Source organism: Streptomyces sp. R35 (assembly GCF_041053035.1).
GTDB lineage: Bacteria > Actinomycetota > Actinomycetes > Streptomycetales > Streptomycetaceae > Streptomyces > Streptomyces lutosisoli.
The window spans coordinates 954,256-979,521 of the sequence record NZ_CP163440.1 but is presented as its reverse complement, the minus strand read 5'-3'; the positions used below and the strand labels follow the sequence as shown (position 1 = coordinate 979,521).

25 protein-coding genes and 1 pseudogene are annotated in these 25,266 nt (G+C 69.4%); 15 read left to right on the top strand and 11 right to left on the bottom strand.

The features are described 5' to 3' along the window. The first annotated feature begins 55 nt into the window (after positions 1-55). Positions 56-2,329 carry a molybdopterin-dependent oxidoreductase gene (locus AB5J50_RS04910; protein WP_369255219.1) on the top strand — a complete coding sequence of 758 codons (2,274 nt, stop codon included), beginning with the start codon at positions 56-58 and terminating at the stop codon, positions 2,327-2,329. Here the strand turns inward: AB5J50_RS04910 and AB5J50_RS04905 are convergent. Then, positions 2,326-2,841 (bottom strand): hypothetical protein, encoded by a 516-nt coding sequence (locus AB5J50_RS04905; RefSeq protein WP_327426354.1) that lies wholly within the window; start codon positions 2,839-2,841, stop codon positions 2,326-2,328. The two genes, AB5J50_RS04910 and AB5J50_RS04905, sit on opposite strands and share 4 nt — an antisense overlap. A 144-nt stretch (positions 2,842-2,985) precedes the next feature. On the opposite strand from AB5J50_RS04905, the gene AB5J50_RS04900 reads away from it, so the two are divergent. Next, positions 2,986-3,753: an ArsR/SmtB family transcription factor gene (locus tag AB5J50_RS04900; RefSeq protein WP_369265309.1), complete on the top strand. Its 768-nt coding sequence runs from the start codon at positions 2,986-2,988 to the stop codon at positions 3,751-3,753. Between the two features lie 140 nt (positions 3,754-3,893). Here the strand turns inward: AB5J50_RS04900 and AB5J50_RS04895 are convergent, their stop codons facing one another. Together AB5J50_RS04895 and AB5J50_RS04890 are read right to left on the bottom strand one after the other, a co-directional pair. Then, the gene (locus AB5J50_RS04895) at positions 3,894-4,334 is read right to left on the bottom strand and encodes an SPW repeat protein (protein ID WP_369255217.1); all 441 of its coding nucleotides are present in this window, start codon (positions 4,332-4,334) and stop codon (positions 3,894-3,896) included. Between the two features lie 176 nt (positions 4,335-4,510). Continuing rightward, positions 4,511-5,113 (bottom strand): TetR/AcrR family transcriptional regulator, encoded by a 603-nt coding sequence (locus AB5J50_RS04890; RefSeq protein WP_327426351.1) that lies wholly within the window; start codon positions 5,111-5,113, stop codon positions 4,511-4,513. Between the two features lie 67 nt (positions 5,114-5,180). On the opposite strand from AB5J50_RS04890, the gene AB5J50_RS04885 reads away from it, so the two are divergent. Together AB5J50_RS04885 and AB5J50_RS04880 are read left to right on the top strand one after the other, a co-directional pair. Continuing rightward, positions 5,181-6,017 (top strand): MBL fold metallo-hydrolase, encoded by an 837-nt coding sequence (locus AB5J50_RS04885; protein ID WP_369255215.1) that lies wholly within the window; start codon positions 5,181-5,183, stop codon positions 6,015-6,017. Continuing rightward, entirely contained in the window at positions 6,001-6,492 is a 492-nt protein-coding gene (locus tag AB5J50_RS04880; RefSeq protein ID WP_369255213.1) for a hydrolase, read from the top strand. Before AB5J50_RS04885 ends, AB5J50_RS04880 begins: the two co-directional genes overlap by 17 nt. 17 nt (positions 6,493-6,509) lie before the next feature. Here AB5J50_RS04880 and AB5J50_RS04875 read toward each other — a convergent pair whose 3' ends face one another. Continuing rightward, positions 6,510-7,241, bottom strand: a complete 732-nt coding sequence (locus AB5J50_RS04875; RefSeq protein ID WP_369255211.1) for a DUF4142 domain-containing protein — start codon at positions 7,239-7,241, stop codon at positions 6,510-6,512. A gap of 503 nt (positions 7,242-7,744) precedes the next feature. On the opposite strand from AB5J50_RS04875, the gene AB5J50_RS04870 reads away from it, so the two are divergent. From AB5J50_RS04870 to AB5J50_RS04860, 3 genes are all read left to right on the top strand, one after another. After that, the gene (locus tag AB5J50_RS04870; RefSeq protein ID WP_369265308.1) at positions 7,745-7,828 is read left to right on the top strand and encodes a putative leader peptide; all 84 of its coding nucleotides are present in this window, start codon (positions 7,745-7,747) and stop codon (positions 7,826-7,828) included. Positions 7,829-8,054: 226 nt separating this feature from the next. Continuing rightward, complete coding sequence (gene ssuE / locus AB5J50_RS04865) at positions 8,055-8,609, top strand: NADPH-dependent FMN reductase (RefSeq protein ID WP_369255209.1); 555 nt, start codon at positions 8,055-8,057, stop codon at positions 8,607-8,609. A 112-nt stretch (positions 8,610-8,721) separates the two neighbouring features. Continuing rightward, a complete protein-coding gene (locus AB5J50_RS04860) occupies positions 8,722-9,864 on the top strand; it encodes an LLM class flavin-dependent oxidoreductase (RefSeq protein ID WP_369255207.1) in 1,143 nt (380 codons plus the stop codon). Here AB5J50_RS04860 and AB5J50_RS04855 read toward each other — a convergent pair. Next, the gene (locus tag AB5J50_RS04855; protein WP_369255205.1) at positions 9,854-10,936 is read right to left on the bottom strand and encodes an acyl-CoA dehydrogenase family protein; all 1,083 of its coding nucleotides are present in this window, start codon (positions 10,934-10,936) and stop codon (positions 9,854-9,856) included. The two genes, AB5J50_RS04860 and AB5J50_RS04855, sit on opposite strands and share 11 nt — an antisense overlap. A 117-nt stretch (positions 10,937-11,053) precedes the next feature. On the opposite strand from AB5J50_RS04855, the gene AB5J50_RS04850 reads away from it, so the two are divergent. Continuing rightward, positions 11,054-11,410: a YciI family protein gene (locus tag AB5J50_RS04850; RefSeq protein WP_369255203.1), complete on the top strand. Its 357-nt coding sequence runs from the start codon at positions 11,054-11,056 to the stop codon at positions 11,408-11,410. Continuing rightward, positions 11,407-12,606 (top strand): RNA polymerase sigma factor, encoded by a 1,200-nt coding sequence (locus AB5J50_RS04845; RefSeq protein ID WP_369255201.1) that lies wholly within the window; start codon positions 11,407-11,409, stop codon positions 12,604-12,606. The genes AB5J50_RS04850 and AB5J50_RS04845 overlap by 4 nt, the downstream gene beginning before the upstream one ends. Before the next feature lies 1 nt (position 12,607). Here the strand turns inward: AB5J50_RS04845 and urtE are convergent, their stop codons facing one another. From urtE to AB5J50_RS04815, 6 genes are all read right to left on the bottom strand, one after another. Next, a complete protein-coding gene (urtE, locus tag AB5J50_RS04840) occupies positions 12,608-13,300 on the bottom strand; it encodes an urea ABC transporter ATP-binding subunit UrtE (protein ID WP_369255199.1) in 693 nt (230 codons plus the stop codon). Further along, positions 13,300-14,085 (bottom strand): urea ABC transporter ATP-binding protein UrtD, encoded by a 786-nt coding sequence (gene urtD, locus AB5J50_RS04835; RefSeq protein WP_369255197.1) that lies wholly within the window; start codon positions 14,083-14,085, stop codon positions 13,300-13,302. Before urtD ends, urtE begins: the two co-directional genes overlap by 1 nt. After that, positions 14,082-15,221, bottom strand: coding sequence for an urea ABC transporter permease subunit UrtC (urtC, locus tag AB5J50_RS04830; protein ID WP_369255195.1), 1,140 nt, complete (start codon positions 15,219-15,221; stop codon positions 14,082-14,084). Before urtC ends, urtD begins: the two co-directional genes overlap by 4 nt. Next, positions 15,218-16,114, bottom strand: a complete 897-nt coding sequence (gene urtB / locus AB5J50_RS04825) for an urea ABC transporter permease subunit UrtB (protein ID WP_369255193.1) — start codon at positions 16,112-16,114, stop codon at positions 15,218-15,220. The genes urtC and urtB overlap by 4 nt, the downstream gene beginning before the upstream one ends. 64 nt (positions 16,115-16,178) lie before the next feature. Next, positions 16,179-17,402 carry an urea ABC transporter substrate-binding protein gene (gene urtA / locus AB5J50_RS04820; protein WP_369255191.1) on the bottom strand — a complete coding sequence of 408 codons (1,224 nt, stop codon included), beginning with the start codon at positions 17,400-17,402 and terminating at the stop codon, positions 16,179-16,181. A 280-nt stretch (positions 17,403-17,682) separates the two neighbouring features. Then, positions 17,683-18,795: a substrate-binding domain-containing protein gene (locus AB5J50_RS04815; RefSeq protein ID WP_369255189.1), complete on the bottom strand. Its 1,113-nt coding sequence runs from the start codon at positions 18,793-18,795 to the stop codon at positions 17,683-17,685. A 78-nt stretch (positions 18,796-18,873) separates the two neighbouring features. Between AB5J50_RS04815 and AB5J50_RS04810 the strand changes: the two genes are divergently transcribed. The 6 genes and pseudogenes from AB5J50_RS04810 (at position 18,874) to AB5J50_RS04785 (ending at position 25,260) form a co-directional block, all read left to right on the top strand. After that, entirely contained in the window at positions 18,874-19,320 is a 447-nt protein-coding gene (locus AB5J50_RS04810; RefSeq protein WP_369255187.1) for a MarR family winged helix-turn-helix transcriptional regulator, read from the top strand. 100 nt (positions 19,321-19,420) lie between these two features. Next, on the top strand, positions 19,421-20,743 hold the full coding sequence (locus AB5J50_RS04805) for an aldehyde dehydrogenase family protein (protein ID WP_369255186.1): 1,323 nt from the start codon (positions 19,421-19,423) through the stop codon (positions 20,741-20,743). A gap of 226 nt (positions 20,744-20,969) precedes the next feature. Then, on the top strand, positions 20,970-21,980 hold the full coding sequence (locus AB5J50_RS04800) for a family 43 glycosylhydrolase (RefSeq protein ID WP_369255184.1): 1,011 nt from the start codon (positions 20,970-20,972) through the stop codon (positions 21,978-21,980). A 33-nt stretch (positions 21,981-22,013) separates the two neighbouring features. After that, positions 22,014-22,628, top strand: a pseudogene (locus AB5J50_RS04795) (glycoside hydrolase 43 family protein); the annotation flags it as partial. 276 nt (positions 22,629-22,904) lie between these two features. Further along, complete coding sequence (locus tag AB5J50_RS04790) at positions 22,905-23,792, top strand: glycoside hydrolase family 19 protein (protein WP_327426333.1); 888 nt, start codon at positions 22,905-22,907, stop codon at positions 23,790-23,792. Positions 23,793-23,883: 91 nt separating this feature from the next. After that, positions 23,884-25,260 carry a phospholipase gene (locus AB5J50_RS04785; RefSeq protein ID WP_369255182.1) on the top strand — a complete coding sequence of 459 codons (1,377 nt, stop codon included), beginning with the start codon at positions 23,884-23,886 and terminating at the stop codon, positions 25,258-25,260. Positions 25,261-25,266: the final 6 nt, after the last annotated feature.

The following is a 25,266-nucleotide window of genomic DNA, read 5'->3' as shown; positions in this document are numbered from 1 at the left end:
CAGATACAGGGCGCACACACAGGACTCACTGGAACCCGCTGGGTGTGAGGAGCCGATGAGCGTGGCCGACACCGGACAAGAGACCTGGCAGACCTCCGCGTGCATCCTCTGCGAGTGCAACTGCGGAATCGAAGTCCAGCTGGACGGGCGGCGCTTGGCCCGGATCCGCGGCGACAAGAGGCACCCCGCCTCGGCCGGCTACACCTGCGAGAAGGCCCTGCGCCTCGACCACTACCAGAACGGCCGCCACCGGCTCACCTCCCCGCTGCGCCGCCGCGCCGACGGGACGTACGAGGAGATCGACTGGGACACCGCGCTCGACGAGATCGCCGAGCGGCTCATGGCCGTGCGGGACGAGCACGGCGGCGACAAGATCTTCTTCTACGGTGCCGGAGGCCAGGGCAACCACCTGGGCGGCCTGCACACCAAGGCGCTCCAGGCGGCCCTCGGCAGCCCGTACTTCTCCAACGCGCTCGCCCAGGAGAAGACCGGAGAGATGTGGGTCGACGCGAAGCTCTACGGAGGCCACACCAAAGGCGACTTCGAGCACGCCGAGGTCGTCGTCTTCCTCGGCAAGAACCCCTGGCAGTCGCACAGCTTCCCGCGGGCCAGGCCGACCCTGCGGGCCCTCGCCAAGGACCCCGGCCGTTCGATGATCGTCCTCGACCCGCGGCGCAGCGAGACCGCCGCCCTCGCCGACTACCACCTCCAGGTACGGCCGGGCACGGACGCGTGGTGCCTGGCCGCCCTGCTCGCCGTCATCGTCCAAGAGGACCTGTGCGACGCCGAGTTCATCGAAGCGCACACGACGGGGACCGCCTCGGTGCTCGACGCGCTGGCCGGCGTACCGGTGACGGAGTACGCCGCCCGCTGCGGAGTGGACGAGGAGCTGCTGCGGTCGGCGGCACGGCGCATCGCGACGGCCGCGAGCGTCACGACGTACGAGGATCTGGGCGTCCAGCAGGCACCCCACAGCACCTTGGTGTCGTATCTGAACAAGCTGCTGTGGATCCTGACGGGGAACTTCGGGCGGCCCGGCACGATGTTCCTGCACTCCGCGTTCGCCGCACTCGCCGGCGGCAGCGGGAAGTCCGGCCGCGGGCGCCGCACCCCGGTCACCGGAGCGAAGATCATCTCGGGTCTGGTGCCGTGCAACTCCATCGCCGAGGAGATTCTCACCGACCACCCCGACCGGTTCCGCGCGATGTGGATCGAGAGCGCCAACCCGGCCCACTCGCTTGCCGATTCACGCGCTTTCGCGGAGGCGCTGGACGCCCTCGACCTGGTGGTCGTCGTCGATGTGGCGCTCACCGAGACCGCCCGGCGCGCCGACTACGTCCTGCCCGCGGCCAGCCAGTTCGAGAAGTGGGAGGCGACCTTCTTCAACACCGAGTTCCCGCACAACGCCTTCCAGCTCCGCCCACCTGTCCTCGACCCGCTGCCCGGCACCCTCCCGGAACCCGAGATCTACGCCCGGCTGCTGCGCCGCCTGGGCGCCGCCGACGAGGGACTCCTGACCAGCCTCACCAAGGCGGCCCACACCTCACGCGCCGCGTTCGGGCAGGCCTTCTTCGCCGCCGTGGGGGAGGACCCGACGCTGTTCGGCCTCGCCCCGTACCTCCTGTACGAGACGCTCGGCACCGCGCTCCCGGAGGGGCGGCGCGCCACGGCGCCGGTGTGGGGACTGGCCCAGCTGTGCGCGATGACGTATCCGGACGCCGTGCGCCGCGCCGGATTCACCGATGGGGACGCCCTCTTCGACGCGATCGCGGGAACGCCCTCCGGGGTCACCTTCACGGTCGACGACTGGGACGACGTATGGACCTATGTGCGCCGCCCCGATCGCCGCTTCACGGTAGAGATCCCCGAACTGATCGAGAAATTGCGGGAGTTGAGTGACCCCGAGAGCCCCGGGAGTTCGCCCACCAGTGCCGCGTACCCGCTGGTCCTCTCGGCGGGCGAGCGCCGCTCCTTCACCGCCAACACCATCTACCGTGACCCGACCTGGCGCCGCCGCGACGCGCAGGGCGCCCTGCGCATCAGCCCCGCCGACGCCGGCCGACTCGGCCTGAGCACCGGGTCCGCGGCCCGCCTGCACACCGAACGCGGCAGTGCCCATGTGGTCGTCGAGGTCACCGACATGATGCGCGAGGGCCATATCTCCCTGCCCAACGGCCTCGGCGTCGACCACCCCGACCACGGCACGGTGGGTGTCGCCCCCAACGACCTCACCTCCCTCCACCACCGTGACTGGCTGGCCGGAACCCCGTGGCACAAGCATGTTCCGGCGCGCTTGGAGGCCCTGGGCCCGCTCCAGACCCTGTCCTAGGCGGGCGGCAGGCGCCGGAGATCAAGTGCGCTGTGGATGGCCGGGCCGGGAGTCTGCTTGGCGCGAGCCGCGAGATCCTCGAAGTACGTCATGGTCAAAGTGCCGTGCCGGGCCCGCTCGTTGTAGATGTAGGGGCTCAATGCCTCCCACATTCTCTGGACGTTGACGCTGTAGGACCCGAGTACGAGATGCTCGTCGACGACCCCGTGGGCGACCAGCTTCCCGACGTCGTCGTAGAACTGTCCGACGCGCCGTATGTGTTCCCTGGGCTCGGGCGGGAGGTTCCGGTAGCCGTCGTGATGGGGGTGCTGCGGACCCAGTTCGGTGCGGATGTACTCGACGGATCGCAGGAAGTCGGGGCTGCGCGTCTCCTTGAACATGTCGATGATGATCGGCAGGACATTGGAGTTGTGTGCCAGTCGCAGCTGTCCGCGCGACATCGCGATCGAGGTGGCCAGGGCGGTGACGGACACCCCGAGGGCCAGCAGGTTCAGCATCAGAGACCCATCCATGCGGTGAGGCTAGCTTCACGGTGCCCGGATTCCTGTGCGTCTTGTGAATCTTGAGGCCGACGGGTCCACTGTGGTGGTGGCATCCTTGACATGCAAGTGAGTGCCTGCATAACGTGGGGCGTGCGATCAGACGACGACTCCGCGATGGACCAGGTCTTCAAGGCGCTGGCCGACGGGACACGAAGGCGGCTCCTCGACCGGCTGCACGAGCACAGCGGTCAGACACTCGGTGAGCTGTGCGAGCGCATCGACATGACACGTCAGTCGGTGACGCAGCATCTCGGCGTGCTGGAGGCCGCCAACCTCGTCAGCACCGTGCGCCGGGGGCGGGAGAAGCTGCACTACCTCAATCCGGTGCCGCTCCACGAGATCCAGGAGCGGTGGATCGACAAGTTCGAGCGCCCGCGGCTGCGCGTGCTCGGCGACCTCAAGCGACGAGCCGAGGAAAGCATGGCCGGCAAACCGAGCTTCGTGTACGTCATCTACATCGAGAGCACGCCCGAGAAGGTCTGGGACGCGCTCACCGACGCCGACCTGACCGCCGTCTACTGGGGCCACCGCAATGTCTCGGACTGGAAGCCCGGTTCCCGCTGGGAACACCGGCGTGCGGATGGCTCGGGCATCGCCGATGTGGTCGGCACCGTCGTGGAGAGCGACCGTCCCACCCGGCTGGTGACGACCTGGGTCGCGCCCGAGGAGGAAGGGCAGGAGGACAAGTACTCCCGGGCCACCTTCGACATCCAGCCGCACGGCGACATCGTCCGGCTCACCGTGACCCATGAGGACCTGGCCCACGACGCCATGCTGCGGGACACGGCCGCCGGCTGGGCCGCGGTGCTGTCCAACCTGAAGTCCTTCATCGAGACCGGCAGCCCGCTGCCGCAGGAGCCGTGGCTGGTGCCGAACCGCTGAACGGCCAAGGAGAGACCGGTCCGCGCGGGGCGGGCCGGCCTCGGTCTTCCTTTTCCTCTTTCTTTTTCTTCAGCTTTCGCCTTCCTTCAGCTATCGCCGCTCTCCTCCGTTTCCTTCTCCTACCTTCCGTGCTGCCGGGTCTACGCCCGGGGGGTGCTCTTCGTCGCCGTGACCGCGCACATCGCCCCCAGCACCACGGCCAGCGCGCCGATGATGATGCTGTTGAGGACGACTCCGGTGTCCGGGCTGGTGCCGACAATCCACGGCGAGATGATCATCCATGTGCCGATCGCGCAGATGGCCCAGCTCAGGCCGTACATCCTCTCCGGCGTGACGGTGAATCCGAGGGCCAGCACGGCAATCGCGATGCCGATGATCAGGTTGTGGGTCACCAGGGCGGGCTGGCTCGTCGAGTAGTGGAGTATCCACGGGGACACGGCGCAGTACAGACCGAGCAGGAACACCGGCCCGTCCACGAGCGCCACATCGCGACCACCGACCATGCGGTCATACCGAGCCCGCATTTCGGATACATCGGGGTGGCTGGTGATGTCACCCCTGGGGTGCGAGACGTTGGCCATGACTCGTCTCCTTCGATCGCTCTCGATCTCCACGGCCCGACCGCGTCTGGTGCGGTATGCGGTAAGCGCCGTGTACATCCATTCTGCGCTTATTTCTTCTTTATGTGTAGATCTGGCGGGTCCGAAGGGGCATGAGTGATGCGCTCCGCCGCTCCGCGGGGCCGAGGAGGGTCGCCTCAGGGGGCGATGAGCAGACGGGCGATGGCGCGCCGGGCCCGCGTGGGCGCCTGCGGATCGCGGTGCAGCTGGATGGCCTGATCGGCCGCCAGGGCTACGCCGTTGAGCTCGAAGACGAGCTGGTCCACGTCCGTGCGCTCCGGGAGCTCGCGGTTGTCGACCGCGGTGTTCAGCTCCGACGAGACGTACGCCGACCACGCGGCGAGCGCTTCCAGCACCGCGTCGCGGACCGGGCCCGGGCGACCGTCGAACTCGGTCGCCACGGAGGTGAGGAAGCAGCCCCCGTGGCCCTCGCCCCCGGCCATGTAGTCGATCCACTCGTCGAAGGCGCGCGCCAGCCGCTCGGTACCGGGCCTGGCGCCCACGGCGCGCGCGGGCACCCGCAGCCGGAACCGCTCGACCGCCGCCTCCAGAACGGCGAGTTGCAGCGCCTCCTTGCTGCCGAAGTGGCCGATCACCCCCGCCTTGCTCATCTCCAGATCGGTCGCGAGCCGGCCGATGGTGAGGCCTTCGAGGCCATCCGTAGAGGCCAGTGCGAGGGCGCTCTCGATGATCCGGTCGCGGGTGGCGGCGGTTTCGGCAACGGACTTGCGCGGGCTCATGGAGTCACTTTAACCTAACGATCGTTCGTAATTAGCATACGATCGTTCGTTATCTAAGGGGCGCACTGTGAAGATCCACCACCTGAACTGCGGTTCCATGCGGACGATCGACACCGAGCAGGTGAGCCTGCCCGCGGTCTGTCACTGCCTGCTCGTCGAGACCGACCGCGACGGACTCGTCCTGGTCGAGAGCGGCATCGGTACGGCCGATGTGGCGCGGCCGGAGGAGAGCCTCGGCGCGGAGTTCCTCGGCCGGGCCCAGCCCGTCCTCGATCTGGGCGAGACCGCGCTGCACCAGGTCGTCGCGCTCGGGTTCCGACCCGAGGACGTCCGGCACATCGTGCTCAGCCACCTCGACCTCGACCACGCGGGAGGCCTCGCCGACTTCCCCTGGGCCAAGGTCCATCTGAGCGAGGCCGAACACCGCGCGGCGATGGCGGCACCCGGCGCCCACCCGGAGGACCGGCTCCGCTACCGCCCGGCCCAGTGGGCGCACCGGCCGCACTGGGTGACGTACGCGCGGCCCCAGGGCGACCCCTGGTTCGGCTTCGACGCGGTCCGCCCGCTGGAGGGCCTGGACGCGGACATCCTGCTCGTTCCGCTGGGCGGCCACACCGCCGGCCACAGCGCGATCGCTGTCGAGGCTCCGGGCCGATGGCTCCTGCACTGCGGCGACGCCTACTACTTCCACCGCGAGATCGATCCCGACCGGCCCCAGGGCCACCCCGGCATGGACGTCCTCCAGCAGATCACCGAGGTGGACAGGCCGCTGCGGCTCGGCAACCATGCCCGTCTGCGGGAACTTGTGCGTCTGCACGGCGACGAGGTCGACGTCTTCAGCGCGCACGACCCTTGGGAACTGGCACGGTTCACGGGCGGAGGCGGGGATGCGGGAACCGAGTGAGGACGAGTTGTCGACGCCGCATGAGGGCGAGCTGTCGACGCTGAACGAGAGTGAGTTGCCGCTGCGGTTGCCCGAGCGGGTCTGGACAACGCCGTACGTCGGCCGACGCTTTCCCGGCTCACGGTCCGTCGCCGAGAAGCCGGGCCTCACCGAGGGTGCCAACTGCCAGTTCTTCGCCTACGAAGTGCTCCGCCACTTCGGCCTGGACATTCCCGCGTGGCGGTCGAGCGACCTGTGGGCCGACACCGAACTCACCGAGCGGGTACGCGTTCCCAGGCCGTTGGACCTTGCCCTCTTCAACGCCGACGACACCGCGTGGGGCGCCCACGTCGGGGTGGCCGCGGGGGAGGGGAAGGTCCTGCACCTGTGCAGGGAGGCGGGCCGTCCGGCCGTCTGGACGCTGGAAGAGTTCACCGCACGGGAGCGCTACCGCACCCTGCTGGGCTTCAAGCGTGTACGGCCCGGACGTGCCTGACGGAAGAGGGCGTCAGCTCATCCCACCGTCGGTGTGGGCGACAGGGAAGCCGAGGCGCCGTCCGCGGGCGGACTGAGCACGACGGTCGGCTCGCCCTGCTGCGGCGCCGGAGGCGTGACGTCCTGCGCGGGCAGATTCGGGTTCTTGGTCTCCTGGAACAGCACCTGATCGAAGTTGACCAGCCCGGTCTTCTCCATCACCGTGATGTGGTCCAGCACGGTGTCATTGGCCTGGTCGGCGAGTTGACGTACCAGCGTGTTCTCGGTCGTGGCCCGGATCTTCGCGATGACCGGGAAGATCTGCCCGTGGGTCACCCGCAGGATGTTGGCGAGGTCGTTGTCGAACTGATTGCCGCTGTCCGCGCTCAAGGTCGCCACGAATCCCTGCTGTTGCGGCGACGGCTTGTTGGGCAGGGTGATACCGAGTTGGGTGGCGACCTTGCGGCAGGTGGCGTCCAGCGCGGCATGGCCCTTGATCAGGTGCTGACCGGCGGTCCTGACCGCCGGGGTGGTGCCCTTCTGCAGGGCCAGCTGCCCGGAGGGGTACTCCCACAGTCCGGCCGCGCGCACCTTGACGACGAAGTCGCGGTCGGCCTCGGTCAACGGGCCCGTCGAGGTGTGGGCGATGACGCGCGTCGGGGAGCTGGCCGTGGTCTGCAACCCGAGCACGGCGGGGTAGGCGAGTGCGGCGATGGTCATGCTCAACGCGCCGGCCACGAAGAGGGTTCCTACGTTCCGAGTGATGCGCATTGAGCCTCCTGGCGGCGCGGCAGCCCAGAGCCGGTCGCTCTGCGCCGCCGCGTGGTGGATCCGGTGCCGATGGATCCGGTACGGGTGGTTCGGACGCCCACCAGTACGGTCGTACGCGCGAGGGAAATCTTTACTCCGGGTAAAATCCGTGGTGCCCGATCGCGCGGCCGGCTGGCGATCAGCGGCTCTCGCCCGCCGAGGAGGCCGGACACCGGCACCGTGTCCAGTGAGGCCGGGGGACCGTCCGGGCGTACACACAACACCGGCCGCCCGCACAGCAGTTCGGCGCTCTCGAAGTTTCCAGCAGATCGACGCCGAACCGGGTGACCGCCGCGATGCGATGTATTCCAGCTGCTCAATTCGTACCGCAGCCGATCGTCGACGCGCTCGTGCCGCGTTCAAGGGTTTCCTTATGACACCTTCGTGAAATTCGGCGGTCCGGGATACGAGACCGGTCGGCCATTCCTTGACGGTCCGGACCGGGGGCTGCGACGATCGGCGACATGAAGACGCGACTGGACCTCACGCGACGACGCCATGTCGACCTCGCGCGTGTCTCCAGCTCCTTCTGTTGTCGCGAAGCCTGACGATCCCGACGGTAGGGTCCCCTTCGCACGGGCCGGTTCGCCCCGGTGCTCTCTCCCCGCACGGCGCACCTCGATGCATTGCCCTGCCCGCCGCACTCAATTCGCCGCCCGCATTCGCTGTGAATTGCCGGTCCTCAATTCGTCATGCCCTCGTTCCGCACGCCGGGAGTTGTCCGTGCCCCCGGCTGAATCCGCGACACATTCCGTACCTCACGAAAGAGGGCTCATGGCCATCGTCCTGTCCGTCTCCGGCAGCCCCTCGGTCTCCTCCCGCACCGCCAAACTGCTGCGCCACCTGGACACCCGACTCGCCGGGCAGGGCCACGAGGTGATCCCGCTCGACGTCCGCACGATCCCCGCCGAGGCACTGCTCGGTGCCGACTTCAAGCACCCCGCCATCGTCGAGGCGACCGAACTCTTCGCCCGCGCCGACGGCGTCGTCATCGGCACCCCGGTCTACAAGGCCGCCTACTCGGGCGTGCTCAAGGCCCTGCTCGATCTGCTCCCGCAGTACGCCCTCGCAGGAAAGACCGTCCTGCCGCTCGTCACCGGAGGCAGCACCGCCCATGTCCTCGCCCTCGACTACGCCCTGCGCCCGGTGCTCAACTCCATGGGTGCGGCGCACATAGTCCAGGGCTGGTTCACCCTCGACAAGGACATCACCACGGGTGAGGACGGGAGCATCACCGTGGCACCGGGCACAGCCGAGGCCCTGACCCAGGTCGTCGACCAGTTCTCGGCCGCCCTGGGGCGTACGCGCCTGCTGGCCGCGGCGGGGTGACCGTGATCGCCGGCACATCGGCCGTCGCGCACTGAGCGGCACCAAGACCCGCCCCGTCACGGCCTCCTGCGACCCCCTGGCCCACCGCCCCCCACGATCGGAGAACGCCGCCGTGTCCCTCACCTTCCACTGGTTCCTGCCCACCAACGGCGACAGCCGGCATGTAGTCGGCGGCGGCCACGGCACCCCTGCCACCGCCTCCGGCCGGGACCGGCCGCCGACCGTCGCCTATCTGAGCCAGATCGCCCGCGCCGCCGAGGACCTGGGCTTCGTCGGTGCGCTCACGCCCACGGGCGCCTGGTGCGAGGACGCCTGGCTGACCACCGCGATGGTCAGCCAGCACACCGAACGGCTGAAGTTCCTGGTCGCCTTCCGCCCGGGCTTCGTCTCGCCCACGCTCGCCGCGCAGATGGCCGCCACCTTCCAACGGCAGACCGGTGGACGACTGCTGCTCAACGTGGTCACCGGCGGTGAGAGCCACGAGCAGCGCGCCTACGGCGACTTCCTCGACAAGGACGCCCGATACCGCCGTACCGGCGAATTCCTCCAGATCGTGCGGGACTTGTGGGACGGCAAGACCGTCGACCTGGCCGGCGAGCACCTCCAGGTCGAGGACGCCAAGCTCGCCAGGGTCCCCGACCCGGTCCCCGAGGTCTACTTCGGCGGTTCCTCGCCCATCGCCGGAGAAGTCGCCGCCCGCCATGTCGACGTCTACCTCACCTGGGGCGAACCGCCCGCACAGGTAGCCGAGAAGATCGCCTGGATCCGGGGGCTGGCGGCGAAGGAGGGGCGTACCCTCCGGTTCGGGATCCGGCTGCACGTCATCACCCGCGACACCTCCGAGCAGGCCTGGGCCGAGGCGCACAAGCTCCTCGACGGCTTCGACCCGGAGACCGTGAAGTCGGTCCAGGCCGGGCTCGCGCGCAGCGAGTCGGAGGGTCAGCAGCGGATGCTCGCGCTGCACGGCGGCGGTCGCGACCGCCTGGAGATCCACCCCAACCTGTGGGCCGGGATCGGCCTGGTCCGCGGCGGCGCGGGCACCGCCCTGGTCGGCAGCCATGACGAGGTCGCCGAGCGCATCAAGGAGTACCACGCCCTCGGCATCGACGAGTTCGTGCTCTCCGGCTATCCGCACCTGGAGGAGGCGTACTGGTTCGGCGAGGGCGTCCTGCCGCGCCTTGCCGCGCAAGGTCTGTGGCAGCACCCGTTCGAGCCCGCGCCCGAATCCGCGGCGCAGGTGCCCTTCACGAGCTGAGCGAGCTGAGAGAGCTGGGCGAGCCGAGCGCACCGAGGTGTGCGCCGCGCACCTCGGCCGTCTGCCCCTGCACCAGTAGGAACATCCCCTCCCGGGCCAGCCGCTGCGCCGGGCTGCCCAGGTCCATGGACCGCCCGCCACCGGCCACGACCGCCGCGGTCGTGGCCGCGCGCATGACGTCGTACGCCCGTGTCCTGGACGCCAGTCGCTCCTCGATCCGCTCGGTCGGTACGGGGTGATCGGCCAGCGCGTACGCCTGCCGTCGCACCTCGTCGAGGCGGGCGCGCAGCACGCGCGCGGTCTCCTTCGCGGCGGGATCGCCGTCCACCGAGTCCAGCAGATCGAGCGCCGACGCCGTGACTCCGAAGACGGCCGGTGAGGCGTTGGTGCTCTTCGGGCGATCGGTGGCCGCCCAGGTCTCGTAGGGGCTGCGCAGGGCGACCGCGTCATCGGGCAGCCACAGACCGTCCAGCTCCAGCGAAACGGTCCGGGAGGCGGTGAGCGCGGCGAGCCGCATCGGAGGGGAAGGGCGCAGACCGGGCTGCTCGCGTGCCTCGGTGAACGCGAACAGCGCCTCGTCCGCGTCCGTCACCCCCGCAAGCAGCATCACGTCGTTGAGCCCCCAGCCCGTGTACCAGGGCACCGTCCCGTCGAAGCGCCAGCCGCCGCGCTCTCGCGTGACCCGGACCGGGATACGGGGATGGGCGCGCAGTTGGGCGTAGGCGACCCCGGAGAGCAGTTCCCCCTTCGCGAGCGGCCCCAACAGCCGTTCCCGCACGGAGTGTTCACTCCTGGCCAGCGTCATCACCGGCGTGTGGTGCTGGGTCTGCACGAACCATGTCGAGCAGCACGCCCCGGCCAGGATCTCCGCGGTCTCCCGGGCTACCGAGGCGGGCGCCGCCGCCCCGCCGTACGCGACCGGCGCGCTCACCCCGAGCAGCCCCGACCGCTTGACCGCCTCGATACTGCTCGCGGGCACGCCCTCCTGGTCCACGCGCTCCGCCTGGGGCGCCAGCACCTCGGCCGCCAGCTGCCGGGCCCGGGCGACGAGCGGATGCGGTGGGGTGGTCATCGAAGGAATCTCCCGCTCTCGTCGTGTGTCGTCGTGGCATGTGTCGATCCGGCGGTCCCGCGTTCGTGTAGTCAGTGAAGACCACCGGGAATGAGAGACCACCGAGGAGGACACCTCATGAAGTACTACCTCTTGAGCGTGATGCAGCCGCAGGGCGAGCCGCCCGCGCCCGAGGTCCTGGAAGAGATCATGCACAACCTCGATGTCTTCCACACGGAGCTGCGCGAAGCCGGTGCCTGGGTGTTCGCCGGAGGACTGCACGGGCCGGAGACGGCCACCGTGCTGCGGGCCAGGGACGGAGACGTCCTGGTCACCGACGGCCCGTACACCGAGAGCAAGGAGTACCTGGGCGGGATCTGCCTGATCAAGGCCCCCGACCTCGACGCGGCGCTCGACTGGGGCCGCAAGGCGACGCTGGCGACCACGCTCCCCATCGAGGTGCGGCCGTTCATGCACGAGGCCGAGGACCGATGACGGCCACCGCCGCGGAGATCGAGGCCGTCTTCCGCGCGGAATACGGCCGCGCGGTCGCCGTCCTCATCCGCTTCCTCGGCGACATCGACCTCGCCGAGGAAGCCGTCCAGGACGCCTTCACCACGGCCGTGCGGAAGTGGCCGGAGACCGGCATACCGCCGAGCCCCGCCGGGTGGATCATCACCACCGCCCGGAACCGGGCCATCGACCGGCTGCGCCGCGAGTCCACGCGAGAGGCCCGGCACGCCGAGGCCGCCCAGCTGTACGCGCAGGACGAACCGCCCGAGGAGGGTCCCGTGCGCGACGACCGGCTCCGCCTGATCTTCACCTGCTGCCACCCCGCACTCGCCCCCCAGGCCCAGGTCGCCCTCACCCTGAGACTCCTCGGCGGCCTGACCACCGGGCAGATCGCCCGCGCCTTCCTGGTCCCCGAGCCCACGATGGCCCAGCGGATCGTGCGGGCCAAGGCCAAGATCCGCGACGCCCGCATCCCGTACCGCATCCCGCGTGACGCCGACCTCCCGGACCGGGTCAAGGGCGTGCTGGCGGTCGTCTACCTCATCTTCAACGAGGGGTACGGCGGCCGCGAGGACCTCTGCGCCGAGGCCCTCCGCCTGGGCCGCCTCCTGGCCGAACTCATGCCGGACGAGCCCGAGGCCCTCGGCCTGCTCGCGCTGATGCTCCTCATCGAGTCCCGCCGGCCCGCCCGCGCGACACCCGACGGCGACCTGGTCCTCCTCCCGGACCAGGACCGCTCCCTGTGGGACCGCGAACCGATCGCCGAGGGCCAGTCACTCGTACGCCAGTGCCTGCGCCGCAACCAGCCCGGCCCGTACCAGATCCAGGCCGCGATCAACGCCGTACACAGCGACGCCCCGACCGCGGCCGCCACGGACTGGGGCCAGATCCTCCAGCTGTACGACCAGCTCATGGCCCTCGCCCCCAGCCCGGTCGTCGCCCTCAACCGCGCCGTCGCGGTAGCCGAGGTCGAGGGGCCGGAGCGGGCTCTCACCCTCGTCGACGCGCTCGACCTGGACGGGTACCACGCCTTCCACGCCGTACGCGCGGATCTGTTGCGGCGCCTTGGCCGCCGCACCGAGGCCGTGAAGGCGTACGAGGCGGCCATCGCGCTCACCGAGAGCACGGCGGAGCGCGCCTACCTCGAACGGGCGCGCGCCGCGCTCGCATCGGCCTGAGTCAGACGCTGAGTGCCTCCCGGACGGACCGTTCGGCGTCCTGTCCGCCCTCGCCGGACGAGGTGACCCGGCCGGCCTCCAGGACGTAGTAGCGCTGCGCCGCCCGCATCGCGAAGCCGACGTGCTGCTCGACCAGGAGCACAGAGAGGCCGCCGCGGGCGGCCAGGGCGAGGATCGTCTCCTCGATCTCGGCGACGACGGAAGGCTGGATGCCCTCGGTGGGCTCGTCGAGAAGGAGAATCCGAGGCTCCGTCACCAGGGCGCGGGCGATGGCGAGTTGCTGGCGCTGACCGCCGGAGAGCAGGCCCGCGCGGCGGGTCGACAGCGCGCGCAGCGCGGGGAACAGGTCCAGCGCCTCGGCGATCGCCTCCTTGCCGCGTTTGCGCCCGTCCGCGACGAGTTGGAGGTTCTCGGCGGTCGTGAGGTGCGGGAAGGCCTGCTGGCCCTGCGGGACGTAGGCCATGCCGCGCGCCACCCGCTCGTGGGGCTTGCGGCGGGTGATGTCCTCGCCGTCGAGGCGGACGGCGCCGCTCTGCGGGCTGAGCAGTCCGACGGCCGCCCGCAGCAGGGTGCTCTTGCCCGCGCCGTTGTGTCCCAGCACGGCGGCCACGCCGTCCTTCGGCACCTCGACCGTGACCCCGTGCAGGACGGTGCTGCGGTGGTAGCCGACGCGGACGTTGTCGATCTCCAGCATCACGCCTCCTGTACGGCGGCCGGGGCCGCGGTGTCGCGTACCTCCTCGGCGGCCGTGTGCCCGAGGTACACCTCCTGCACCTTCGGGTCCGCCTGCACCTCGGCCACCGTCCCCTCGCTCAGCACCTTGCCCGCGTGCAGCACGCTGACGCTGCGTGCGAAGGAGCGCATGAAGTCCATGTCGTGCTCGATGACGACCACCGTGCGCTCCTGGCTGATGAGCTCCAACAGCTCGCCGGTGGCCTGCCGTTCGTCGTGGCTCATGCCCGCGACCGGCTCGTCGAGCAGCAGCAGCCGTACGTCCTGCACGAGCAGCATGCCGATCTCCAGCCACTGCTTCTGGCCGTGTGCGAGTGTCCCGGCCGGGCTGTCGGCGAGGTCCGTCAGACCCACCGTCTCCAGGGCACGCGCGACGGACTCCGGAACGCTTTTGCGGCGGCGCAGCATGGTCAGCGCGCCCCGCCCCGCGCCCGCCGCGATGTCCAGGTTCTGAAGGACCGTCAACTCCTCGAAGACGGTGGCGGTCTGGAAGGTCCGGCCGATCCCCGAGCGGGCGATCCTGTGCACGCTGCGGCCGAGGATGTCCTCGCCCCCGAAGCGCACCGATCCCTCCGCCTTCACCAGGCCGGTGACCGCGTCGACCAGGGTCGTCTTGCCCGCGCCGTTCGGCCCGATGAGGAAGCGCAGGTCGCCGGGGCTGACGTCGAGGTCGACACCGTCGACGGCCGTGAACCCGTCGAAGGTCACGCGCAGCCCGCGTATTTCGAGGCCCGAGAGTTCACTCATGCTGCTTCTCCCACAGGAAGGGCGGGCGTCGGCTCGTCGGTCGCCTTCGGGGTCCGGCGGCGGCGCACGATCCCCACGAGTGAGGCGAGACCGCCTGGCAGGAACCCCAGGGCCACGATGAACAGCAGCCCCTGGAAGTACGTCCAGGCCGCGGGAAACTCCTCCGACAGTGCCGTCTTGGCCCAGGCGACGCCGACCGCGCCGAGCACCGCGCCCACCAGGCTCGCCCGCCCGCCGACCGCGGCGCCGATGACGAGTTCGATGGACGGCACGATCCCGATCAGTGCGGGGGAGATGATGCCGACCGCGGGCACGAACAGCGCGCCCGCGAGCCCGGCCATGCCCGCCGCCACGACGTACGCGACGAGCTTCACGTTCGCCGGGTTGTAGCCGAGGAAGCGCACCCGCTCCTCCGAGTCCCGTACGGCGACCAGGAGTTCGCCATAGCGGCTGTGGATGAGCTGGCGGGCCAGAGCGATCAGCAGGAGCAGGGCCGCGGCGATGACGAAGTACACCATCCGCTGGTTGACCGGGTCGTCGAGGTCGTAGCCGAAGAAGCCCTGGATGTCGGTGAGACCGTTGGTGCCGCCGGTCGTGGCCTGCTGGCCGATCAGCCAGATCGCGAAGGCCGCGGCGAGCGCCTGGCTGAGGATCGCGAAGTACGCGCCCTTGACGCGGCGCCGGAAGATGAACGACCCGAGGATCGCCGCGACGGCCATCGGCAGCAGTACGGTCGCCGCGAGCGCGAAGCCCGGGTTCGCGAACGGCCGCCACCACCACGGCAGTTCGGTGGCGGTGCCGTACAGCTGCATGAAGTCGGGGACCTGGCCGGGACCCGCGTCCGCGATCTTCAGATGCATCGCCATGGCATAGCCGCCGAGCCCGAAGAACACCCCCTGCCCGAGCGTCAGCAGCCCGCCACGGCCCCAGGCCAGACAGATGCCGACCGCGACCATGGCCGTGCACAGGTACTTGGCGAGCAGCCCGAGCCGGAAGTCGGAGAGCGCGAGCGGGGCGACGGCGAAGAGCACGACGGCACCCGCGGCGAAACCGGCCGCCGTACGCGTGGCGGCGAACCGGCCCTTGACGCCGGTGAGTTGCTTCGTCTTCGTGGCGACAGGAGTGGTGGTGGTCATACGAGACTCCTCGTACGCAGCGTGTACAGCCCCTGGGGCCGCCACTGGAGGAACGCGACGATGGCCACGAGGACCAGCACCTTCGCGACGCTGACGGTGGTGGAGTACTCCAGGACGGACTGCAGCACGCCCAGCACGAAGGCGACGATCACACTGCCCTTGAGCTGCCCGATACCGCCGACCACGATCACCAGGAAGGCGTCGATGATGACGTTGGTGCCCATCGTGGGCCCGATCGGACCGACCAGCGTCAGCGCGACCCCGGCGACTCCGGCGAGCCCCGAACCGATGAAGAACGCGGTGCGGTCGACGCGGCCGGTGGAGATGCCGGACACCTCGGCCAGGTCCCGGTTCTGCACGACGGCGCGGATGCGGCGCCCGAGCGGCGTCAGCCGCAGCGTCAGCGACAGTGCCACGACCGCCGCGATCGCCAGCCCCAGAATGAACAGGCGGTTGTTGGCGAAGGTGAGTGGGTCGTCGCCGCCGATGACGGTGATGTTCCCGGTGAGGACGTCAGGCGCACGGGTCTGCACATTCGGCGCGCCGAAGATGTCACGGGCGAGCTGCTGAAGCATCAGCGAAACGCCCCAAGTGACGAGAAGCGTGTCGAGGGGGCGGAGGTACAGGCGGCGAATCAGCAGCCATTCCAGCAGCGCGCCAAGAACGCCCGAGACGAGAAAAGCGACGGGCAGCGCGACGATCAGCGAAATTCCTGCGCTGGAAATGGACTTCTGGAGAACGTAGGTGGTGTAGGCGCCGGCCATGATGAACTCGCCGTGGGCCATGTTGATGACATTCATCTGGCCGAAGGTGAGCGAGAGGCCGAGCGCGATGAGCAGCAGAACGGCACCGATGCTGACACCGGTGAACATCTGCCCGAGGATCACGGTCATGCGGCGGCTCCGGGGAGGCGGGACGCGGGGGCCTCGACGTGTGAGGCCCCCGCGTGACGGGTGATCAGGAGAGGCCGGAGGCCCAGGAGTAGCCCTTCAGGAACGGGTCCGGCTTGATCGGCTTGCCGGAGTCCCAGACCTGCTTGATCAGACCGTCGGAGCCGATCTTGCCGATGCGGGCGGTCTTGTAGATGTGCTGGCTCGCGCCGTCGACGGTGACCTTGCCCTCGGGAGCGTCGAAGGTGATGCCGTCGGAGGCCGCCTTCACCTTCTCGGGGTCGAAGGACTTCGCCTTCTCGACCATCGCCTTCCACAGGTAGACCGAGGTGTACGCGGCCTCCATCGGGTCACTGGTCGGCTTGTCCTGGCCGTACTTGGCCTTGTACGCCTTCACGAACTTGGTGTTCGCCGCGCCCGCGGTCGTCTGGTAGTAGTTCCAGGCCGTCAACTGGCCCGCCAGGTACTGCGATCCGATCGACTTGACCTCCTCCTCGGCGATCGACACCGAGACCACCGGCATGCTCTTGGCGGTCAGGCCCGCGGACTTGTACTCCTTGAAGAAGGCCACGTTCGAGTCGCCGTTGAGGGTGTTGAAGACCGCGTCCGCCTTGGACGCCTTCACCTTGTTGGCGATCGTGCTGAACTCCGTGGAGCCCAGCGGGGCGTAGTCCTCGCCGAGGACCGTCATGCCGTTGGCCTTCGCGTACGCCTTGATCTCCTTGTTGGCGGTGCGCGGGAAGACGTAGTCGCTGCCGACCAGGTAGATCTTCTTCTTGCCCTGGCTCTTGAGGTAGTCGAGGGCCGGGATGATCTGCTGGTTGGTGGTCGCGCCCGTGTAGAAGATGTACGGGGACTCCTCAAGTCCCTCGTACTGCACGGGGTAGAAGAGCAGCGACTTGTTCTTCTCGAAGACCGGCTTGACGGCCTTGCGGCTGGCGGAGGTCCAGCAGCCGAAGGTGGCCGCGACCCGGTCCTCCTTGATCAGCTTCTGCGCCTTCTCCGCGAACGTCGGCCAGTCGGAGGCGCCGTCCTCGCTGATCGGCTTGATCTTCTTGCCGAGCACGCCGCCCGAGGCGTTGATCTCGTCGATCGCCAGCTTCAGCGAGTCGCGTACGGTCACCTCGCTGATCGCCATCGTGCCGGACAGCGAGTTGAGCAGGCCGACCTTGACGGTGTCGCCGCTGACGTCCGCCTGGGCGGCCTTGTCGGACGTACCGCCCTCGTTGGTCTTGGCGCCGCACGCGGAGAGCGCGACGACCGCCGCGAGCGCGGCGGCACCGGCCACCATCCGGCGTCGGAGAATACTGGAACCGCTGGACAAAAGAACCCCCTCGGGCTGTGGAGGAGACAACCTCCTGAAGTGCGGTCCACAGCCTCAAGTCACCCTGTTTCGAAGGTGTTTCGCGATACTTTCCCGGCGGTATCTTCCCGCTCTCATCAAGCTTTCAGGGGACTTTCGCGGGGCAACAAAAAATGCCCGGGGCGGAATTCGTCATCTGAATTCACAATTCGCCCGAGGCATTCTAATTACTTCCTGTGGGAAGTATCTTGGCGGGGGAGTGGCCCTGTCAAGGGCGGGACTCGTGAAGATCGAGCTGCGCGACCACGTCGAAGTCCACGCCGTCCGCCCGTGCCAGATAGATGCGTTGGCGTACGTGACTGCCGCGCAGGTGGAGCAGACCGCGGGGACCCTCGTACGACACCGTCTCGGCCGCCGCCCCGATCGCCGACACGTCGAGGGTCCGCGCGCGGCCGATCAGCGCGGCCAGCAACAGCACGCCCTCGTAACAGGATTCGCCGAGGCTGCCCAGGGCCGGCGCCTCGACGCCGAACCGTCCGGCGTACTGGCCGTGGAAGTCGAGGGTGTCCTGGTTGGCGAGCGAGGCGAAGAACCCGGCGGTGCTGTAGAGGTCCACGGTGGCCGTCGGTCCGCTGGCCATCAGCATGTTCTCGTCCATCAGTGTGCTCAGCCTGAGGCAGCGCGCGTCGAGCCCGGCCGCAGCGAACGCCCGGTTGAAACGCACCGCGTCACTGCCGACGAGCAGCATGATCACGCCGTCCGCGTCCGACCGCTCGATCCGGCGCAGCACCGGCTCGAAGTCGTGCGTACCCAGGGGCAGATAGACCTCCCCCTGGACACTCCCGCCCGAGTCGCGCGCGTAGGCGTGCGCGGCCCGGGCCGTACGCCGGGGCCACACATAGTCGTTGCCCACGACGAACCAGCGGCGCACTCCGCGCTCGTGCGCCAACAAGCCCATGGCGGGCCGCAGTTGATCACGCGGTGTCTCACTGGTGAGGAACACGCCCGCGGTGTGCTCCCCGCCCTCGTACAGGGCGGTGTAGACGTACGGCACCCGGTGCGCGATCCTCGGCGCCAGTGCCTGCCGCACCGAGGAGATGTGCCAGCCCGTGACGCCCTGCACGACTCCCAGGTCCACCAACGCCTCGACGTGGTCGGCGACTTCGCGCGGCGCGCCGCCACCGTCGACGGGCAGCAGCCGCAGCTCCCGACCGAGGACGCCGCCCGCGCGGTTGACCTCCTCGGCGGCCAGCTGCGCGCACAGCTCACAGGTGGGTCCGAAGATCCCGGCCGACCCCTGCATCGGGAAGACGAGTGCCACACTGAGCACGGAGTCGTCTGCCGTGAACCAGTCGGGCGAAGGCGGATCGTGCCGGAACATGGCGTCATGATTTCGGGTCCGCCGGGTGAACTCCAATCTGTCTCATACCATGTACATCCCCCTGGACCGAGGAGCAGGATGCCCACCCCATCTCCGCGTCAGCCCCAGGATCTGATGCAGCTCTTGACGCGGGCCGAGCGGCTGGCCGCGCGCCGGCTGCAGACCGTGCTCGACGAGGACGGCTGCTCGCTCGACGCCTGGCGGGTGCTCGCCCTGCTCTCCGACGGCCAGGGACATCACATGACGGCGGTCGCCGAAGCCGCCTTCCTGCCGCCCGCGACGCTGACCAAGCTCGTCGACCATCTCGTCGACCAGAACCTCGTCCACCGTCGCGTCGACCCGCTCGACCGGCGGCGCATCCTCGCCCACCTCACCCCGCGCGGCCAGACGTACTGGCGGCGCCTCGACCGTGAGGTCCGCGGGCGTCGGCCGATGCTGAGTGACGGCGACGACGAGCTGCTGCGGGCCCTGCTGGGCCGCCTGGTGGACACGCTCGACGGGGCGAGCGCCGAGAACGCTCTCTGAAGCCGCATCATCACGGAAAGTAGTTTCCGTGTGCCCGGAATTTATCTGGCCGCACATAAAGTTGGCATATACATCCAGCTACTCCGACCAGCGAGGCACCGTGAACCTCTCCGCCCCCGAACAGCCCGCCGACGTCGTTTCCCGGCTGCGCGCCACCTTCCGCTCCGGCCGCACCAAGCCCGTCGAATGGCGTACGAACCAGCTGCGCCGCCTGCGTGAGCTGCTCACCTCGCACGGCGAGGACCTCGCCGCCGCCCTCCACGCGGACCTGGGCAAGAGCTCCACCGAGGCGTTCCGCACCGAGATCAACTTCACCGTGCGCGAGATCGACCACACCCTGGAGCACCTCGACGGCTGGCTGCGCCCCGAGTCCGCCCCGGTCCCGGCACACCTCGGCGACGACGCGACGGCCTGGACGCAGTACGACCCCCTGGGCGTCGTCCTGGTCATCGCCCCCTGGAACTATCCGCTGCAGCTCCTGCTCACGCCGATGCTCGGCGCGCTCGCCGCGGGCAACGCCGTGGTCGTCAAGCCCAGCGAGCTGGCCCCCGCCACCTCGGCGGTCGTGGCCCGGCTGCTGCCGCAGTTCCTCGACACCGACGCGGTCGCCGTCGTCGAGGGCGGCATCCCGGAGACCACGGCTCTGCTGGCCGAGCGCTTCGACCACATCTTCTACACCGGCAACGGCGCGGTCGGCCGCATCGTGATGCGCGCCGCCGCCGAGCACCTCACCCCGGTCGCCCTCGAACTGGGCGGCAAGTCCCCGGCGTTCGTCGACCGTGACGCCGACCTGGCCGTCGTCGCGGACCGCCTCGCGCGCGGCAAGTTCCTCAACGCCGGCCAGACCTGCGTCGCACCCGACTACGTCCTCACCGACCCCGCGACCGCTCTCGCCCTGGAGTCCGAGTTCGCCCAGGCCGTCGAGACACTCTTCGGCACCGAGCCGCAGCAGTCCACCGAGTTCGGGCGGATCGTCAACGAGCGGCACTTCGACCGGCTGAGCTCCCTGCTCGACTCCGGCCGGACCGTCACCGGCGGCGACAGCGACCGCGCCACCAAGTACATCGCGCCGACCGTCCTCGCCGACGTCGACCCCAAGTCGCCCGTCATGCAGGAGGAGATCTTCGGCCCGATCCTCCCGATCGTCACGGTGGCGGACCTCGACGAGGCCATCGGCTTCATCAACGACCGCGACAAGCCCCTCGCGCTGTACGTCTTCACCGAGTCGGACACCACCCGGGAGCGGATCGCCGCCGAGACTTCCTCCGGCGGCCTCGGCTTCGGACTGCCGCTCGCCCATCTGACCGTCTCCGACCTGCCGTTCGGCGGGGTCGGCGAGAGCGGCATGGGCAACTACCACGGCCGCTACTCCATCGAGACGTTCAGCCACCGCAAGGCGGTGCTGGAGAAGCCGCTCGGCTGAGCCGAGTGGCCGCCTCCGCGCCGGCTGTTGATGATCCGGTAGCCACCCGTCGTGGCGGCGAAGCGCCGCAGCTGCCACGACGGGTTGGCGTGCCACCGCACCGGAGGCGGACGGAGGTCCCCGGCGGCTTCGGGAAGCGGTTGCTCGCGAAGGTGTTCGACACTAAATCCGCTGCCTACGACCGGAGCGCCCGGCAGACCGTTCACGAAGGAGATGGCGTACGCCGGTGAACTCCACCCGCATGATCCGGAACCCCGTCCTTCCGGGATCGCATCCGGATCCCTCGCTGCTCCGCGTCGGCCAGGACTTCTATCTGGTGACCTCCACCTTCGAGTGGTACCCGGGCGTCCGGCTGCACACGTCGCAAGACCTGGTGAATTGGCGGTCGTTGGGCGGCGCGCTCGACAGCGAGGCGCTGCTGGATCTGACGGGCTGCCCGGACTCGGGCGGTGTGTGGGCCCCGAACCTGAGCTACGCCGACGGCCTGTTCCACCTCGTCTACTCCAACGTGTCCACGTACGCGGGCGGGTTCACCGACTGCCCCAACTACCTGGTGACCGCGCCCTCGATCGAAGGGCCATGGTCCGAGCCGGTCCTGCTGCACTCCCGAGGCTTCGACGCGTCCCTCTTCCATGACGGGCCCGACAGCTGGCTGCTCAACCTGGTCCACGACTGGCGGCCGGACCACGGCGGCTCGGCCGGGCTCGAAGCCACCCGCTACGACCGCACCGCCCGTCGGCTGGTCGGCGAGCCCGTTCCGATCGCGCTGGGACCCCAGGCCGGCTGGATCGAGGGCCCCAACCTCTACCGACGCGGCCCCTGGTACTACCTGGTCACCGCGGACGGCGGCACGGGCTATCTGCACCAGGTCACGGTGTCGCGCTCCCATTCACTGGCCGGGCCGTACGAACGCGACCCGCGCGGCCCCCTGCTCACCGCGCGCGACCACCCCGAACTCCCGCTCCAGAAGGCCGGACACGGCAGTCTCGTACACACCGGATCCGGCCAGTGGTACCTCGCCTACCTGGCAGCCCGGCCCGTCGGCACGCACGGCCCCTGCGTGCTGGGCCGGGAAACCGCCCTGGCCCCCGTGACCTGGACGGACGACGGGTGGCCGCGCGTCGAGACCGGCCTGCCTCAACTGCTCGTACCGGCTCCGGACGCCGCCCCCGCATCGGAGAGCGCACCCCCTGACGACCGGGGACAGGACGAGCGCGCAGGAGACGAGCGCGGATGAGATGAGCAGGGAGGAGGCGCGGACGACTTCGCGCACTCCGAACTCGCCCCGCACTGGTCGACGCTGCGTCGCCCCGCGACCCCCGACTGGCTCTCGCTGACCGAGCGCCCCTCCCATCTGCGGGTACGCGGGGGCCGTTCACCGCAGAGCCTGATCGGCCCGAGCCTGCTGGCCCGCAGGGTGACCGCGGCGCGCTGCTCCTTCGAGGCCGCGATGGAGTACCGGCCGCGCGGCTTTCAGCATCTGGCCGGGATCACCGCCTACTACAACACCCGGAACTGGTACTACCTGTACGTCACCGCGGACGACGACGGCAGTGCGGTGGTCCGCCTGGCCGCCCGCGACCGAGGCCGCACCACGGTCGACACCACCCACCAGGCAGCGCTCGGAGACCTCGCACGCCTCCACCTCGGGCTCGACCTCGACGGACCGGCTCTGCGATTCCGTCTCGACACCGGGGCCGGCTGGCAGTCCTTCGGACCCGCGCTCGACGCGACGGTGCTGTCCGACGAACACGCCGAGGAGTTCGACGGCGACCAGATCCGCTCCCTCGGCTTCACCGGCGCGTTCGTCGGCCTGTGGGTGTGGGACCTCAACGGGCACGGCCACCATGCCGACTTCGACCGGGCCACTTACCTGACCACCTGAGCTCCCGCGGTCGGTGATGTATGTGTCGGTCTGTCCGGGACGACGGCATGTCGCCCAACCACTCCAGGGCGTACCGCACTTCGCTGCCAACGTTGTCAGATCTGACTGGTCTACACCCTTGACTGGTACATACCAAAGCGGTTGAGTGTGCCTCCACACCCCCCACCGCGGCCGCCCCCGACGCCGTGGCCGGCTCGCCCGGCGCGTGCGCTCAAGGGTCTGTTTCGCTCTGCCCTTGTCTCGGGTGCGGCCGTGCTCCGCGAAGGAGTTGATCCTGTGTCGAGGCGCCGCATCTCCGCCCTCATGGCCGCACTCGTCGTCGGAACCGCCGTACCGGCGCTGTTGCCGGCCACGAGCGCTTCCGCCGCGGCTTGTTCGAGCTACCCGAGCTGGGTGGCCGGCAAGTCCTACGTCACCGGCAACATCGTCCGGTACACGGACGGCAAGACCTACATCGCCGAACACGACAACCCGGGCTACGACCCCACCATCAGCACCTGGTACTGGGATCCGTACGCCTGCGACGGCGGCTCCACGCCGTCCGACGGTTTCGTCGTGAGCGAAGCGCAGTTCAACCAGATGTTCCCGAACCGGAATTCCTTCTACACCTACAGCGGGCTGCGTGCGGCGATGAGTGCCTATCCGGCGTTCGCCAACACCGGCAGCGACACAGTCAAGAAGCAGGAGGCTGCGGCGTTCCTCGCCAACGTCAGTCACGAGACCGGCGGACTGGTGTACGTGGTGGAGCAGAACACCGCCAACTACTCCCACTACTGCGACTGGAGCCAGTCGTACGGCTGCCCGGCCGGTCAGTCCGCGTACTACGGCCGCGGCCCGATCCAGCTCAGCTGGAACTTCAACTACAAGGCGGCGGGCGACGCGCTCGGCATCGACCTCCTCAACAACCCCTACCTGGTGCAGAACGACGCCTCCGTGGCCTGGAAGACCGGCCTCTGGTACTGGAACACCCAGACCGGCCCCGGCACGATGACCGGCCACAACGCCATGGTCAACAGCGCGGGGTTCGGCCAGACGATCCGCAGCATCAACGGCTCCCTTGAGTGCGACGGCAAGAACCCGGCGCAGGTGCAGAGCCGCGTGGACGCCTATCAGCGGTTCGTGCAGATCCTCGGTACGACGGCGGGCGCCAACCTGTACTGCTGACGCCCGCACCGGCGCGTGGCGGCCGCATCGGCGCCGGTGGGCGACTGGCGTGGCATGCTCATGACTTCCCACAGGAAGGGGCCACGTGACCATGAGACCGACCACACGCTCCCTGCTCGCCGCCACCGCCGTACTGGGCGCCGCCCTCACCGCTCCCTCGCCCGCCCGGGCCGCCGAAGTCCCGGACGCCGGCGCGTACTACGTCCAGAGCGCGGCCACAGGACTGAACGCGTCCGACAGCGGGGGAGCGGTCGTCCAGCACAACCCCAAGGGCAACGAGGACCACCAGCAGTGGACACTGCGGGCGAGCGGATCCTCGTACGTCCTGGAAAGCGCCGACACGGCGGGCAGTTGTCTGGGCCGCTCCGGTGACCAAGCCAGGACCGTGGCCTGCGCGAGTGCCGACGCCGGGTGGCAGCTGGCGCCGGCCGGAGCCGACCAGTACACCCTCAAGGACCCGGGCGCGGACCGGTACTTGACGGTGGCCGCCAAGCCCTCCGGCTCGAACTACCCCGCCCAGCTGGTCCTCGGCTCGGCGGGGAGCCTCGCCGCCTGGTACCTCACCCCGGTGACACCCGCGACCAGGCCCATGCCCTCCCAGGATCAACGCACCCTGGACCAGGTCACGTTCCTCACCGCCCACAACGCCTTCGCCAACGGCGTCGACGGCGGCTTCGCCCCGCCCTTCGTGAACCTGGTGCCCAACCAGACACGCGGCATCAACCAACAACTCGCCGACGGAGTACGCGGGTTCATGCTCGACATCCACCAGACCTCCGACGGCGCGATCCTCTGCCACAACAGCTGCACCCTCGTCAGCAGGCCGGTCGCGCTCTGGGTCGACCTCCAGCGCATGGTGGACTTCCTCAAGCAGCACCCCGACCAGTTCGTCACCGTCTTCCTGGAGGATTACGTCGACCCGGGCGTTCTGCGCGGCGAACTCGCCCGCGTGAACGGCCTGTCGGACGTCCTCTACCGTCCCGACCAGACCGGCGTACGCCAGAACGGCTGGCCGAAGCTCGCCGACCTGCTCGCCGCCGGCCACCGGTTGCTGATCTTCACGGACCACAGCCGCTCCTCCGACGAGTCCGCGGGCCTCACCCGGGACAGCTTCGGCGTGATGTACCAGCGTGACTGGACCGTGGAGAACTACTGGTCCATGGGCTCGGGCATCGGCTCCTCCGACTGGTCCTGCTACAGCCGCTGGTACGGCGCCGACACGAACATCCCGCTGACCCGCACCGAAACCGGCTTCCGCCCCCTCTTCGTCATGAACCACTTCCGCGACGCCACGATCACCTCGACCGCCACGACGGACAACACGAAACTCGCCGACCGGGCCCAGCGGTTCTGCCAGCCTGCTGCCCGCAAGAAGCCCAACTTCCTCGCCGTGGACCGCTACGACCTCGGCGACCCGGCAGCGGCTGTGAGCGCCCTGAACGCGTACACGTATCCGGAGGGCCCTTAGCCTCAT

What these genes read in the sequence shown, in the direction of transcription:
- AB5J50_RS04880 (WP_369255213.1), top strand. Translation starts at nt 6,001, where the DNA reads ATGCGGGAACCGAGTGAGGACGAGTTGTCGACGCCGCATGAGGGCGAG.
- AB5J50_RS04905 (WP_327426354.1), bottom strand. Translation starts at nt 2,841, where the DNA reads ATGGATGGGTCTCTGATGCTGAACCTGCTGGCCCTCGGGGTGTCCGTC.
- urtE (WP_369255199.1), bottom strand. Translation starts at nt 13,300, where the DNA reads ATGCTGGAGATCGACAACGTCCGCGTCGGCTACCACCGCAGCACCGTC.
- AB5J50_RS04895 (WP_369255217.1), bottom strand. Translation starts at nt 4,334, where the DNA reads ATGGCCAACGTCTCGCACCCCAGGGGTGACATCACCAGCCACCCCGAT.
- AB5J50_RS04845 (WP_369255201.1), top strand. Translation starts at nt 11,407, where the DNA reads ATGACGGCCACCGCCGCGGAGATCGAGGCCGTCTTCCGCGCGGAATAC.
- AB5J50_RS04875 (WP_369255211.1), bottom strand. Translation starts at nt 7,241, where the DNA reads ATGCGCATCACTCGGAACGTAGGAACCCTCTTCGTGGCCGGCGCGTTG.
- urtA (WP_369255191.1), bottom strand. Translation starts at nt 17,402, where the DNA reads ATGGTGGCCGGTGCCGCCGCGCTCGCGGCGGTCGTCGCGCTCTCCGCG.
- urtC (WP_369255195.1), bottom strand. Translation starts at nt 15,221, where the DNA reads ATGACCACCACCACTCCTGTCGCCACGAAGACGAAGCAACTCACCGGC.
- AB5J50_RS04870 (WP_369265308.1), top strand. Translation starts at nt 7,745, where the DNA reads ATGAAGACGCGACTGGACCTCACGCGACGACGCCATGTCGACCTCGCG.
- AB5J50_RS04855 (WP_369255205.1), bottom strand. Translation starts at nt 10,936, where the DNA reads ATGACCACCCCACCGCATCCGCTCGTCGCCCGGGCCCGGCAGCTGGCG.
- urtB (WP_369255193.1), bottom strand. Translation starts at nt 16,114, where the DNA reads ATGACCGTGATCCTCGGGCAGATGTTCACCGGTGTCAGCATCGGTGCC.
- AB5J50_RS04810 (WP_369255187.1), top strand. Translation starts at nt 18,874, where the DNA reads ATGCCCACCCCATCTCCGCGTCAGCCCCAGGATCTGATGCAGCTCTTG.
- AB5J50_RS04900 (WP_369265309.1), top strand. Translation starts at nt 2,986, where the DNA reads ATGGACCAGGTCTTCAAGGCGCTGGCCGACGGGACACGAAGGCGGCTC.
- urtD (WP_369255197.1), bottom strand. Translation starts at nt 14,085, where the DNA reads ATGAGTGAACTCTCGGGCCTCGAAATACGCGGGCTGCGCGTGACCTTC.
- AB5J50_RS04850 (WP_369255203.1), top strand. Translation starts at nt 11,054, where the DNA reads ATGAAGTACTACCTCTTGAGCGTGATGCAGCCGCAGGGCGAGCCGCCC.
- ssuE (WP_369255209.1), top strand. Translation starts at nt 8,055, where the DNA reads ATGGCCATCGTCCTGTCCGTCTCCGGCAGCCCCTCGGTCTCCTCCCGC.
- AB5J50_RS04890 (WP_327426351.1), bottom strand. Translation starts at nt 5,113, where the DNA reads ATGAGCCCGCGCAAGTCCGTTGCCGAAACCGCCGCCACCCGCGACCGG.
- AB5J50_RS04910 (WP_369255219.1), top strand. Translation starts at nt 56, where the DNA reads ATGAGCGTGGCCGACACCGGACAAGAGACCTGGCAGACCTCCGCGTGC.
- AB5J50_RS04815 (WP_369255189.1), bottom strand. Translation starts at nt 18,795, where the DNA reads ATGTTCCGGCACGATCCGCCTTCGCCCGACTGGTTCACGGCAGACGAC.
- AB5J50_RS04785 (WP_369255182.1), top strand. Translation starts at nt 23,884, where the DNA reads ATGAGACCGACCACACGCTCCCTGCTCGCCGCCACCGCCGTACTGGGC.